This window comes from Roseateles sp., assembly GCF_036404855.1.
Classification (GTDB): domain Bacteria; phylum Pseudomonadota; class Gammaproteobacteria; order Burkholderiales; family Burkholderiaceae_C; genus Pelomonas.
Map to the genome: position 1 here is coordinate 1 of NZ_DASWYS010000374.1, position 12,548 is coordinate 12,548.

Here is a 12,548-nt window from a genome sequence, read left to right on the forward strand (position 1 = left end):
GCACCCAGGTCTGGGTGCGGCCGAACAGCGGGGCGCCGATGTAGCCGCGCACCTCGAGGCGCTTGCCACCGTCGACCGGCTTCAGGCGGGTCCTGTAGGTCTTGCCGTTGTTGGGGTCGAGGATCTCGCCACCGCCCCACACACCATCACTCTCAGCCTTGACGCCTCGGATGATCTGCAAGCCCAAGACCGGCTTGTCCTTGCGATCGTCGGTGCACTTGTCGCACTTGGAATCGATGGCTGTCTTGGGGTCCAGCAGCTTGTCGATGTTGCCGACAAGCACACCGCCCTGCTCGCCGATGCGCACCAGCGACTTCTCGGTCTTGCCATCGTCGTCGATGGTCTTCCATAGGCCGACTGGCGTGGATTGTGCGAACGCGAGGACGGGCGCCAACAGGCAGGCCGCGAACAGGGTTTTCATGAGCTTCGTCTCCTTGTTGTTGATGGTGCGCCGCCGCGTCAGAACAGCGCTTCGTCCAATTCCATCAGCGGAGCCAGGCCCGCACGGCAGGTGCGGATCAGCGTCGCCGTCTCGGGCAGCAGTTTGGCGAAGTAGAAGCGCGCCGTGGCCAGCTTGGCGGTGTAGAACGGGTCGCCACTGTCCTTCTTGTCCAGGGCGATCTTGGCGGCCTGGGCGAAGAAGTAGGCGAAGGTCATGTGCCCCACCACGCGCAGGTAGTCCACCGCCGCTGCGCCCACTTCGTCGGGGTTGCCGAAGGCCTTCATGCCGATTTCCTGCGTCAGCTTGTTGACCTTGTCGCCCAGGTCGGCCAGCGGGTTCACGAACTCCTGCATCGCTTCGTTCGTGCCCTCTTCCTCGATGAAGGCGGCGATCTTCTTGCCGAACTTCTTCAGCGTGGCGCCGTTGTTGCCCAGCACCTTGCGGCCAAGCAGGTCAAGCGACTGGATGGTGTTGGTGCCCTCATAGATCATGTTGATGCGCGCGTCGCGCACGAACTGCTCCATACCCCATTCATGGATGAAGCCGTGGCCGCCGTAGACCTGCATGCAGTGCGAGGTGGCCAGCCAGCCGTTGTCGGTGATGAAGGCCTTGATGATGGGCGTCAGCAGTGCGACCTCGGCATCCGCTTCCTTGCGCTCATCTTCGTCGTCGCTCTTCAGCGCCTTGTCCAGCTGCAGCACGGTGTAGCCCTGCAGCATGCGGCCACCCTCGGCGAAGGCACGGGCCGTCAGCAGCATCTTGCGCACGTCGGGGTGGACGATGATGGGGTCAGCCGGCTTGTCCGGCGCCTTCGGGCCCGACAGGGCGCGCATCTGAATACGGTCCTTGGCGTAGGTCACGGCGTTCTGATAGGCCACTTCGGTGAGGCCCAACGACTGGTTGCCCACGCCCAGGCGGGCCGCGTTCATCATGACGAACATTGCGGCCAGTCCCTTGTTGGGCTGCCCCACCAGCGTGCCGGTGGCCCCTTCCAGCACGATCTGGGCGGTGGCGTTGCCATGGATGCCCATCTTGTGCTCCAACCCGGCGCAGAAGATGCCGTTGCGAGAGCCCAAGCTGCCGTCGGCGTTCACGTTGAACTTGGGGACAACGAACAGCGAGATGCCCTTGGAGCCTTGCGGCGCGTCCGGCAGGCGGGCAAGCACCAAGTGGATGATGTTCTCGGCCATGTCGTGCTCGCCGGCCGAAATGAAGATCTTGGCGCCGGTGATCTTGTACGTACCGTCGGCCTGCGGTTCCGCCTTGGTTCGCAGCAGGCCCAGGTCCGTGCCGCAGTGCGGCTCGGTCAGGCACATGGTGCCTGTCCATTCGCCGCTGGTCAGCTTGGGCAGGTAGGTCGCCTTCTGCGCGGGCGTGCCGTGAGCGTGCAGCGCCTCATAGGCGCCGTGGCTCAGGCCCGGGTACATGGTCCAGGCCTGGTTGGCCGAGTTCAGCATCTCGTAGAAGAACTGGTTCACCAGCAACGGCAGGCCCTGGCCGCCGTATTCCGTGTCACAGGACAGCGCCGCCCAGCCGGCTTCGACGTATTGCTGGTAGGCCTCCTTGAAGCCCTTGGGCGTCGTCACGGCGTGCGTGGCCTTGTCGAGCGTGCAGCCCTCGGCGTCGCCACTCAGGTTGATCGGGGCGATGACTTCAGCTGCGAACTTGCCGCCTTCCTCAAGCACCGCGTTGATCGTGTCGGCGTCGATGTCGGCATGGGCCGGCAACATCTTCAGCTCGTCGACGACGTTCAGCAGCTCGTGCATGACGAACTGCATGTCACGCATGGGCGGTTGGTACTGGGGCATCGGGTACTCCTGGGCTACGGGTGGTGGGTGGTGAATCGGTCAGCGCTTGGCAGCGCCGTTCTTGGAGGCGGATCGACTGCGGTCGATCTCCAGGCCCAGCGGGGTCGCATAGAACTGGATGGTCCGCTCGAAGCCATTGCCGGCGCGTGACAGCGCGCCGGGGACGCGCATGAAGCGCGCGTCATGATGCAGGGACAGGATCAGGCCGTGCAGCTCGAAGACGATCTGGTCCACGTCCGCGTCGACCTTCAGGTGGCCCTCGTCGCGGGCCAGCACGATGGCCTTGTGCAGCGCCGCATGCCAGGCCTTGACCATGCCCGCCAGCGCGTCGCGCACGGGGCCGGGCCGATCATCGAACTCGACAGCGCCGCTGATGTAGATGCAGCCCGAGTCGACTTCGACCGACACGCGTCGCACCCAGCGCTCGAACATCGCGCGCAGCCGCGGCAGGCCGCGCGGCTCGCGGATGGCGGTGAAGAAGACTTCCTCTTCGAACTTGGCGTGGTATTCGGTAACGACCGCGATCTGCAGCTCCTCGCGCGAACCAAAGTGCGCGAAGACACCGGACTTGCTCATGCCGGTCACGTCGGCCAGCGCTCCGATGGACAACCCTTCGAGCCCCATGTGCGAAGCCAGGCCCAAGGCCGCCTCCAGGATCGCCGCACGGGTCTGCTGGCCCTTTTGCAGCGAGCGCGCCACGCGTGCCGGCTTGGCGGCACGCAGCGGGGCGGCTTTCTTGGCGGGAGCAGGGTGGATCGACACGGGGCAAGAATAAAACGAACGATCGTTCTATTTTGCAGGTCACTTCCGTGACAACGCCAGCATGGCCCCCCGATTTACTAGGGTGATGTACCTAATACTGCCGCCAAGCTAGGGAACACCCGAAGTCCGGGGCTGTCATGCACCCACGCTTGAGCGCTGGCCCGGTTCTCGCTAGGCTCGCGGCAGGAGGTAAAGCCCAGTGGATGTGCTCCAGCTCGATGTCTCCGGCCGGCCCCAGGCCTGGATCACCACGCGCGAAGCAGCGGTGATCTATGCCTGCGACGGCGTCGCCTGGACCCTGGGCGACCCCTGCCAGGTCCTGCGCGGCGGTCTCCAGCGCGTCACCGGGCGGCAATCCCGCATCGAGGTGCACTCCATCATCGCCGTGCGCGGCGCCGTGCCCAGCCGGGCCTGGCGGCAGGCGCCTGCGTTGACCAACAGCAAGCTCTTCGTACGCGACCGCTTCGTCTGCGCCTACTGCGGCCACCGCCGCCTCCCTGAGGACCTGACCCGCGAGCACATCCAGCCCACATCGCGCGGCGGCCAGGACAGCTGGATGAACTGCATCACCGCCTGCCGCCCCTGCAACGGCCGCAAGGGCAGCCGCATGCCAGAGGAAGCGCACATGAGCCTGCTCTACCTGCCCTATGTGCCCAGCCTGCATGAGGACATGATCCTGCGCGGCCGCCGCATCTTGGCCGACCAGATGGAGTTCCTGCTCGCCAGCGTACCCAGGAGCTCGCGTTTGCACGGTTGACAGGCAACGGTAAAGAGTTGTGCCTTACGGCATCCAGCCGTCAACGGCGAGACAATCCGGCGCGTTGGGCGGCTGTTCTGCCCCCTGGAGACGTTGAATGTCCAAGCTCATGACTTCCCTCACCCTGGCCGCGGCCCTGGTGCTCTCGGCCTGTTCGACAACCAGCCCCGACGTGGTCCAGCGCGGTGACGCGCAGCGCCTGTCGCAGGTGCAGGATGCGACCGTGCTCTCCTCGCGTCCCGTCACCGTGGACGGCTCGCAGAGCGGCGTCGGCGGCGTGGCCGGCGGCGTGACCGGCGCGATAGCCGGCGGCTCGGTGGGTGGACGTCGTGAAGGTCAGGTGGCAGGCGTCATCGGCGCCGTCGCCGGCGCCGTCATCGGCAACGCCATCGAACGTTCCGCCACCCGCGAGGATGCGCTGGAGATCATCGTCCAGCTGCGCAACGGCGAGCGCCGCGCCATCATTCAGGCCAGGGGCAACGAGACCTTCAACAGCGGCGACCCGGTCGTGCTCGTGACGACCGGCGGCAAGACCCGCGTGACCCGCGCCCCGGCCGTTGTGCCGGCGGCTCCCGGCACCAACGGCTGAGGCACGGCGCGTGAGCGGCGGACAATGGCGAGCTTTGCCCCGCCACTTTCCGCCTATCCATGAGCGAGCCCGACGAACCCCTGTATGAAGCGCGCCTGTGGCGCGACAACGGCTGGACCGCCCAGGTCATCAAGAACGAAGACGATGAAGGCTGGGCCGTCGCCATGTTCAAGGCCGGCGAGAGCGAGCCAGCCCTGGTCGGCCCCTGGACCATGGGGCGCGACAAGAAGAACCCCAAGCCCCTGGACGTCAACGCCTTCAACACGCTCGTAAAGACAGCCTCCGAGGTCATCCGCCGCCACGAGCTGCAGCTGCACGCCCAGCTCAACAAGGCCCTCTATGTCGCCCGCGACGGCAACTGGCTGAAGATCACGCTGGAGATCGTGCCCGCGGAGGACGAGCCCTACGCCTGGCTCAGCGCCTTTGACGCCGCTGGCGACCGCCTGGCCCAGGTGAAGGTGGCCGCCAGCTTCCGGTTCAACCAGTCGGCGGCCGAGGCCTGGGTGGACGCCGGCTTCGAGCGTCCCGCTGCCCGGGACTGACTGCAGGTCCGATTGCGGCCAGACGGCCGCTGATCGCCGCAGAAGAATGGCGCATTCCCCTGAGGAGCACGCCTTGTCGTTCCGCATCACCGGCCTGCCGGCCCAACCCTTTGCCCACCTCTTCGGTCTGAACGACGACGACCTCGCCCGCCACGGTGCGCAGCGCTTCCTCGGAGAGGGCCTGCCCGACCGCGTCGAGTTGCGCGACACCACGGTTGACGAGACCGTCCTGCTCGTCAACTACGAGCACCAGCCAGCCGACACGCCCTACCGCTCGCGCCACGCCATCTTCGTGCGCGAGCACGCCGGCGCCACCTTCGACGCCACCGACACCGTGCCCGCCGCGCTTCGCAGCCGGCTGCTGTCGCTGCGCGCCTTCGACGCGCAACATCTGATGGTGGATGCGGATGTCGTCGAAGGCGTAGAGGTCGAGGATCTGATCGAACGCCTGCTCGCGCGCTCGGGCGTTGCCTACGTGCACGCACATTTCGCGCGTCGCGGCTGCTACGCGGCGCTGATCCGGCGCGCCTGAGTCCGGCTCAGGCTGCGACCTCGAAGCTCAGCCCCGCGCGTTCCTGCAGCCGGCGCACCAGCGCCAGGCCCATCGCGCTGCCAGGCGTCCAGACGCCGCCTGGCGTCGCGTCCCGGCTGATCTCCTGCATGAGGCACAGCGCGGCTTCGCTGATGAGCTTGCAGGTCGAGCCATAGCCCGGGTCGCGGTCGCCCTTGACGACGACGCGCAGCGTCTCGCCGCGGGCCGACTTGCCGGTGAACCAGAGCGTGTAATGGCCGGCCTCGCGTGCCGCCTTGCCTGGCCCGTCGCCGGGCTGGGTCAGCACGAAGCGCCGCAATAGATAGCGCGTCGGACCGAAGCCCAGCGCAAGGTTCTGCACCTTTGTGAAGCGGGCCAGCGCGAGCGCCTTTCTGCGACCCTTGTCGCCCTGGCCGGGCTTGCCGGTCAGCAGCTTCTCGCTGTAGACGAAGTTCGCGCCCCACGGATGGCCGCGCAGCGCATTGCTGCGGTGCACGTTCTTCGTGTTGATCGTGGCCATCACGAAGGGCCCGCTCCAGGCATCGGCCCAGTCGTCGAAATCCGCACCCTGGTCGGCAGGCTGGCGCGACCCCTTGAAGCCCGGGGTCAGCGCGAAGGGATTGGCCATCAGCCCGATGAGGCCCGGCTCGCGGCGCACGGCCGCCAGGGTCTCCATCATGCTGGCCAGCGTCCCGCCCGAGGCCGCCCCCTTCATGCGCACGACGCGACCGCGCACCTCGGGCAGCGGCGCACCGAAGCGCCGCTGGGCCTCGGCCTGCAGGTAGACGACGCCCAGGTCGAAGGGAATGGAATCGAAGCCGCAAGAGAACACGATACGCGCGCCGCTCTTCTCGGCCAGCGGCGTGAGCTTGTCGATCATGCGGGCCATCCACAGTGGCTCGCCGCAGAGGTCCACGTAGTCCGTTCCGGCTTCGGCGCAGGCGGTGGCGAGCGACTCGCCGTGGAGCTGGTACGGGCCGACCGTCGTGATGACGACCCGCGCACGCCTGACCAGCATCTGGAGCGCCGCCGCATCGCCCGCGTCGGCCTTCAGCAGCGCGACCGTCGGCGGCAGCTGCAGCTCGTCGCGCACCTTGCCGAGCTTGTCGAGACTGCGCCCCGCGATGGCCCAGCTCGCGCCGGCCGCGCCGCTGAGCTGCAGATACTCTGCGACGAGCCGGCCCGTGAAGCCGGTCGCTCCGAAGACGATGAGGTCGAATTCCCTATCGGTGCTCACGTCTTGCCTCTCATTGCCAGCCAGTCGCCGCGCACCAGCGCCAGCGAGTGGCAGTCCACGTACTCGCCGGCCACGAAGACGATGCCGCGCTGGATGCCTTCATGCTTGAAACCGCACTTCTCGGCGACGCGCCGCGACGCATGGTTGTGCACCGACATGCCGCAGGAGAGTCGGTTCACGGGCCAATTCTCGAACAGATAGTCCACCAGCAGCGCCGCCGCCTCGGTGGTCAAGCCCTGGCCGCGCATGGCGACGTCCGCCATCGTCCAGCCGATCTCGCGCGCCGTCGTGTAGCGGGCGGCGGCGAAGTGCATCACGTCGCCGATGACGCTGCCGTCGATCAGGTGACAGATCAGCAGCCGCTCCGCGTCCTCGCCGGAGAAGCCGTTGTCCTTCCAGCGCTGTTCGATGGTCTGCGGCGGCAGCATGCGCGTACCCATGAACTGGCCGCGGATCTGCGGATCGCCGGTCGTACGCTTCAGCCAGGGCAGATCGTCTTCCGTGACGTGGCGCAGGCCGACGCGTTGTCCTCTCAGCATGGTTCGTCCTCGCGGCGGAAAAGGCCCAGCCCAGGCTGGACCTGGACGGAGTGTCGCCGCTCAGAAGTGGATGCCGCGCATCATCTGCTGCAGCGCGATGGCTTCCGGCGACAACCCGCCGGCCTTGCCCTTCTCGCCCTTGGCCGCGTCGCTGTCCGGGAACATGCGGAACGACGTGTTCATGACGATCTGCGCAATGCGCGGCGCCGCGGCGTGCAGCATCTCGCCCGAAATACCCAGGCGCGTCGCGATGCGCACCGGCTTGCTGATGCAGGCCTGGGCGATCATGTCGGCCGCCTCTTCCGGCGACAGCGTCGGCACGTTGTTGTAGATCTTCGTCGGCGCGATCATGGGCGTGCGCACCAGCGGCATGTTGATGGTGGTGAAGGTGATGCCGGTGTCCGCGAACTCGCTGGAGGCGCAGCGCGTCCACGCATCCAGCGCCGCCTTGGATGCCACGTAGGCGCTGAAGCGAGGCGCGTTGGTCAGCACGCCGATGGAGCTGATGTTGACGACATGGCCTCGGCGCTTGGCCACCATGCCGGGCAGCAGGCCCATCGTCACGCGCAGGCACCCGAAGTAGTTCAAGTCCATGGTGCGCTGGAAGTCGTGGAAGCGGTCGTAGCTGCTCTCGATGGCGCGGCGGATGGAGCGTCCGGCGTTGTTGATGAGGAAGTCCACACCGCCAAAGTTCTCGGTGCACCACTGGATCAGGTCGGCGCATCCGCCCTCATCGGCGATGTCGCAGGCAAAGGCGTGGACCTGCGCCTGCTTGCCGGCCTTGTCCTTGATTTCCTTGACCGCCTCGTCGAGCTTCGCCTGGTCGCGGGCGCAGATCAACGTGATTGCGCCGGCCTCGGCGAACTTGATGGCCGCAGCCAGGCCGATGCCCGACGAGCCGCCCGTCACCAGCACCACCTTGCCAGTGGTCGCCCCCTTCAGCGAACGGTCGATAAAGAGATCGGGATCCAGGTGGCGCTCCCAGTAATCCCACAAGCGCCAGGCGTAATCGTTCAGGTCGGGGCAGGCGATACCCGAGCCCTTCAGCGCGGCGTCGGTGTCCCGGCAGTCAAAGCGCGTGGGATAGTTGATGAAGGTGAACATGTCCTCGGGCAGGCCCAGGTCCTTCATCACCGCGTTGCGGATTCGGCGCACCGGTGCCAACGCCATCAAGCCCTTCTTCACGCTCTTGGGAATGAAGCCCATCAGCGCCGCGTTGATGAACAGGTTCATCTTGGGCGCGTGCGCAGCCTTGCTGAAGATGTCCAGCACGTCGCCGACGCGGTAGCCCTTCGGGTCCACGAGGTGATAACAGCCCTGACCCTTGCTGACCTTGTGCGAGATGTGGTCCAGCGCGTCGACGACGAAGTCCACCGGCACGATGTTCATGCGGCCGCCTTCCAGGCCCACGCTGGGCATCCACGGTGGCAGGATCTGGCGCATGCGCTGGATCAGCTTGAACACGTAGTACGGCCCGTCGATCTTGTCCATCTCGCCGGTGGTCGAATCGCCAACCACCATGGCGGGGCGGTACACCGTCCAGGGCCGCTTGCACTCCTTGCGCACGAGTTTCTCGCTCTCGTGCTTGGTCATGAAGTACGGGTGATCGAGGTTCTCGGCCTCATCGAACATGTCCTCGCGGAACACGCCCTCGTACAGCCCCGCCGCGGCGATGGAGCTGACGTGGTGAACGTGCCCCGCCTCGATCGCCTGCGCGAACTCCACCATGCTGCGGGTGCCCTCGATGTTGACGGCGACCTGCGACTCCTCGTCGGCGGAGAGATCGTAGACCGCGGCAAGGTGGTACAGATGGTCGATCCGGCCCTTGAGGCCCTTGATGACATCGCCGGCCACGCCCAGCTTCTTGCTCGTCAGGTCGCCATGGACAGGGATGGCACGCGTCTTGGACACGCCCCAGTAGGCCAGCAGATCGGGGACCTTGCCGGCGCTCTCCTCGCGCATCAGGAAGTAGACCGTGCTGCCACGCCGCGCCAGCAGCTTCTTGACGAGTCGCTTGCCGATGAAGCCGGTAGCGCCGGTGACGAAATACTGCATGCGGGTCTCCTGATTGTTGGATTGAGAGGCGGTCTCGCTTGATTCTTCCCCATCGTCGGAAGCACTCCGCTGCGCACTTTCCCCAGGCGCCATCGTAGAGCGCGCACACTAGGAATCGCCGTGCCGGAGTCGTTGCAGGCCGCTACAGTGCCGTCACCGACTCGCAAACCTCGCAAGGACATCCACCATGGTCAAGAAGCTCCAGAAGATGGCTGACAAGAAGAAGGCCTCGGCTGCCACCGGCTTCCCCGCTGGGCTGCTCGACGGCGCGATGGCACAGAACGTCAAGGACAGCGCCCAGCAGATCTGGGCTGCCGGTCTCGCCTCCTTCGCCAAGGCCCAGGGTGAAGGCTCCAAGGTCTTCGAGGCCCTCGTCTCCGAAGGACTGAAATTGCAGAAGAAGACCCAATCCGCCGCCGAGGAAAAGCTCAGCGCCGTGGCCAGCAAGGTCAGCGGCATGGCGGGCGACGTCGGCTCCAAGGCTGGCCAGCACTGGGACAAGCTGGAAAGCATCTTCGAGCAGCGCGTCGCCAAGGCCTTGAAGAGCCTGGGGGTGCCGTCCGCCGGTGATATTGATAACCTCATCAAGCGCATCGACGGCCTGGCTGTGACGGCTGGCCTGAAGGCAGCTCCCGCGAAGGCGACCAAGAAGGCCGTCGTCAAGAAGGCGGCTGCCGTAAAGAAGACCGTCGCGAAGAAGGTCCCTGCTGCCAAGAAGGCAGTGGCCAAGGCCGCCGCGCCCGTCAAGGCCGTGGCCAAGAAGGCGACTCCGGCCAGGAAGGCCGCGCCCGCCAGGAAGACTGCACCAGCCAAGAAGGCGCAGGCCACTTCCGAAGGCAAGGCCGCGCAGGCCTGAGCTAGTTCCCTCCCACGATGAGCCAACCGAAGAAGATCGGTCTGGCCCTGGCAGGCGGAGGCCCACTGGGCGCCATCTATGAGGTTGGCGCCCTTTGTGCTTTGGAGGAGGCCATCGACGGCCTGGACTTCACCGCCTGTGACGGCTACATCGGTGTCAGCGCGGGCGGCTTCATCGCCGCGGGCCTGGCCAACGGCATGACGCCGCGCCAGCTCTGCGCCGCCTTCATCGAGAACACCGCCGAGGCACCGGACCGCTTCGACCCCGCGGAACTGTTGCAGCCGGCCTGGGCCGAGTTCGGCGAGCGACTGCGCCTGCTGCCGGGCCTGCTGGCCGACGCCGCGCGTGAGGTGGTGCTGGAGGGCCGCTCCATGCTCGGCGCCGTCGAACGCCTTGGCCGCGTGCTGCCCACCGGGCTGCTCTCAAGCGACCGCTTCGGTGCAGCGTTGCAGCGGGTCTTTGCCGAGCCCGGTCGCAGCAACGATTTCCGCGCGCTTCGCCACCGCCTCGTGCTGGTCGCCACCGACCTGGACAGCGGAGACGCCATCCCGTTCGGCGCCGAGGGCTGGGACCATGTGCCCATCGCCCAGGCCGTGCAGGCCAGCGCCGCACTGCCAGGGCTGTTCCCGCCGGTCGAGATCGACGGCAGGCACTACGTGGACGGTGCGCTGAAGAAGACGCTGCACGCCTCCGTACTGCTGGACCGCGGCCTGGACCTGCTGATCTGCCTGAACCCGCTGGTGCCTTACGAGAGCAACCGGATGTCGCCGCGCGACGCGCGTTCGCGCAAGGCGAAGAAGCTGGCCCACAAGCTGGGCCGCCCCGCCGTGCGCGCGCTGCAGCCGCGTATCCACCGGCTGGTGGACGGTGGCCTGCCGCTGGTGCTGTCGCAGACCTTCCGCTCCCTGATTCACTCGCGCCTGGCGCTAGGCCTGAAAGGCTACGAGCGCTCGCATCCGCAGACCGACATCGTGCTGTTCGAACCCAATCCGCGCGACGCCGAGATCTTCCTGGCCAACACCTTCAGCTACGGCCAGCGCCGTCGCCTCGCCGAGCATGCCTACCAGGCCACGCGCGAGCTGCTGCGCCAGCGAGCCGACACGCTGAAGCCGCAGTTCCGGCGCGCCGGGCTGACGCTGCGTGAGGACAAGCTGGCCGACCTCGAGGTCCGGCTGCTGCCCGTGCCGGGCGAGACGCGCATGGAGCAGGCCCTGCGCTCGCTGCGCGGCTCGCTGAGAGTGCTCGAAGCTAGGCGTCCACCAGCCGCCGCGTGATTGCCGCGCGGAGTGGTGGCACGTGCCGGGCCAGGTCGATGACGGCCCGACGCAGCACCAGCACCGGCGCACGGTCATCCGTGAAGAACCGCACCAGCGCATTGGTGCCGGCGTACAGCGGACCGGCCGCACGGCGGTGTTCGGCCTCATAGGCCAGCAAAGGCGCCATCTCGCCCGGATCGCGCCCCGGCGCCAGGCGCCTCGACAGCGCCTCGATGCCGTAGAGCCCCAGGTTGTAGCCGTGCGCAGTGACCGGATGCATGCCCACTGCCGCGTCGCCGATCAGCGCCAGGCGCGGCGCAACGAAGCGCTGCGCCCAGACCGCGACGAGCGGATAGACATGGCGCGCCCCGGCGACGCGCATGGCGCCCAGCCTCCCCTCGGCCGCGGCCTCGATGGCACCCGCCAGCGCCGCGTCGTCCATCGCCGCGATCTGCGGCAACCGGGTGTTCTCCACAGTCCACACGGCCGAACTGCGGTGACCAGTCTTGGGCAGCAGCGCCAGCGTATGGCCCTCGAGAAAGCACTCCTGCGCCAGGCCTTCGTGGTCGCGCTCGTGCTCAAGTGGCACCAGCAGCGCGCTGCGGCCGAAGTCTTGGTGGCGGGCAGCGATGCCAGCGAGGCGTCTCAGCGGCGAGAAGCGGCTGTCGGCGGCGACGACCAGCAACGCCTCGTGACGCTCGCCGCAGCGCGTCTGCACGGCTGCGGCCCCGGCCTCGCGCCGGAAGCCGGTGACCACCTGCCCGCAGCGGATGTCGATGCCACGCTGCTGCGCCGCCTGCCAGGCCGCGGCGCGGATGCGATGGTTTGGGGCCAGCCAGCCGAGATCCTGCCCGTCGGCCTCGAAAGGCAAGGGCGTGCGCGTGCCGCTGGAGCGCACGCTGGCGCGGCGCAGCGGCGCGATGTCGCCCAGCCGCTCCCACAGACCCAGTTGCTCCAGCATGCGACGCGAGCGGTGGGTCAGCGCGATCTCGCGCCCGTCGTCCGCCGGACTTTGCAGCGCGTTGGCATCGGACTGCTCAAGCACGCGCACACCGAGGCCGCGGTCGTGGAGCGCGCAGGCCAGCGCCAAGCCGGCCGGGCCGGCGCCGCAGATCAGGACTTGGGGCGCAGGGGCGGTGGGGTCGGCGAGGGCATTCATGGCCGCACAGCCTA

The 12,548-nt window shown here is 67.4% G+C and carries 13 protein-coding genes; 6 read left to right on the forward strand and 7 right to left on the reverse strand.

Annotation, left to right across the window (positions count from 1 at the left end; translation table 11 throughout):
• From VGF12_RS24980 to VGF12_RS24990, 3 genes are all read right to left on the reverse strand, one after another.
• Window positions 1–421: DUF2147 domain-containing protein (locus tag VGF12_RS24980; protein WP_331178756.1), on the reverse strand; the 421-nt coding region annotated here is incomplete at its 3' end.
• Between the two features lie 38 nt (window positions 422–459).
• Window positions 460–2,250, reverse strand: a complete 1,791-nt coding sequence (locus VGF12_RS24985; protein WP_331178757.1) for an acyl-CoA dehydrogenase C-terminal domain-containing protein — start codon at window positions 2,248–2,250, stop codon at window positions 460–462.
• Window positions 2,251–2,289: 39 nt separating this feature from the next.
• Window positions 2,290–3,006 carry a TetR/AcrR family transcriptional regulator gene (locus VGF12_RS24990; protein WP_414710202.1) on the reverse strand — a complete coding sequence of 239 codons (717 nt, stop codon included), beginning with the start codon at window positions 3,004–3,006 and terminating at the stop codon, window positions 2,290–2,292.
• Between the two features lie 205 nt (window positions 3,007–3,211).
• On the opposite strand from VGF12_RS24990, the gene VGF12_RS24995 reads away from it, so the two are divergent.
• The 4 genes from VGF12_RS24995 to VGF12_RS25010 all read left to right on the forward strand — a co-directional run bounded on the left by VGF12_RS24995 (window position 3,212) and on the right by VGF12_RS25010 (window position 5,432).
• Entirely contained in the window at window positions 3,212–3,769 is a 558-nt protein-coding gene (locus VGF12_RS24995; RefSeq protein WP_331178758.1) for an HNH endonuclease, read from the forward strand.
• Between the two features lie 97 nt (window positions 3,770–3,866).
• The gene (locus tag VGF12_RS25000) at window positions 3,867–4,358 is read left to right on the forward strand and encodes a glycine zipper 2TM domain-containing protein (protein ID WP_331178759.1); all 492 of its coding nucleotides are present in this window, start codon (window positions 3,867–3,869) and stop codon (window positions 4,356–4,358) included.
• A gap of 59 nt (window positions 4,359–4,417) precedes the next feature.
• On the forward strand, window positions 4,418–4,900 hold the full coding sequence (locus VGF12_RS25005) for a hypothetical protein (RefSeq protein ID WP_331178760.1): 483 nt from the start codon (window positions 4,418–4,420) through the stop codon (window positions 4,898–4,900).
• A gap of 73 nt (window positions 4,901–4,973) precedes the next feature.
• A complete protein-coding gene (locus VGF12_RS25010; RefSeq protein ID WP_331178761.1) occupies window positions 4,974–5,432 on the forward strand; it encodes a DUF1203 domain-containing protein in 459 nt (152 codons plus the stop codon).
• 7 nt (window positions 5,433–5,439) lie between these two features.
• Here the strand turns inward: VGF12_RS25010 and VGF12_RS25015 are convergent, their stop codons facing one another.
• Genes VGF12_RS25015 through VGF12_RS25025 form a run of 3 tightly spaced genes read right to left on the reverse strand, consistent with a single transcriptional unit; the run spans window position 5,440 to window position 9,263 of the window.
• Window positions 5,440–6,669, reverse strand: a complete 1,230-nt coding sequence (locus tag VGF12_RS25015; RefSeq protein ID WP_331178762.1) for a saccharopine dehydrogenase family protein — start codon at window positions 6,667–6,669, stop codon at window positions 5,440–5,442.
• Window positions 6,666–7,208: a GNAT family protein gene (locus VGF12_RS25020; RefSeq protein ID WP_331178763.1), complete on the reverse strand. Its 543-nt coding sequence runs from the start codon at window positions 7,206–7,208 to the stop codon at window positions 6,666–6,668. The genes VGF12_RS25015 and VGF12_RS25020 overlap by 4 nt, the downstream gene beginning before the upstream one ends.
• Window positions 7,209–7,268: 60 nt before the next feature.
• Window positions 7,269–9,263 (reverse strand): SDR family oxidoreductase, encoded by a 1,995-nt coding sequence (locus tag VGF12_RS25025; RefSeq protein WP_331178764.1) that lies wholly within the window; start codon window positions 9,261–9,263, stop codon window positions 7,269–7,271.
• Between the two features lie 187 nt (window positions 9,264–9,450).
• On the opposite strand from VGF12_RS25025, the gene VGF12_RS25030 reads away from it, so the two are divergent.
• Together VGF12_RS25030 and VGF12_RS25035 are read left to right on the forward strand one after the other, a co-directional pair.
• Window positions 9,451–10,119, forward strand: coding sequence for a phasin family protein (locus tag VGF12_RS25030; protein WP_331178765.1), 669 nt, complete (start codon window positions 9,451–9,453; stop codon window positions 10,117–10,119).
• Window positions 10,120–10,136: 17 nt separating this feature from the next.
• Window positions 10,137–11,393, forward strand: a complete 1,257-nt coding sequence (locus tag VGF12_RS25035; protein ID WP_331178766.1) for a patatin-like phospholipase family protein — start codon at window positions 10,137–10,139, stop codon at window positions 11,391–11,393.
• Here the strand turns inward: VGF12_RS25035 and ubiM are convergent.
• Window positions 11,368–12,534, reverse strand: coding sequence for a 5-demethoxyubiquinol-8 5-hydroxylase UbiM (gene ubiM, locus VGF12_RS25040; protein ID WP_331178767.1), 1,167 nt, complete (start codon window positions 12,532–12,534; stop codon window positions 11,368–11,370). The genes VGF12_RS25035 and ubiM overlap by 26 nt on opposite strands.
• Window positions 12,535–12,548 lie beyond the last annotated feature (14 nt).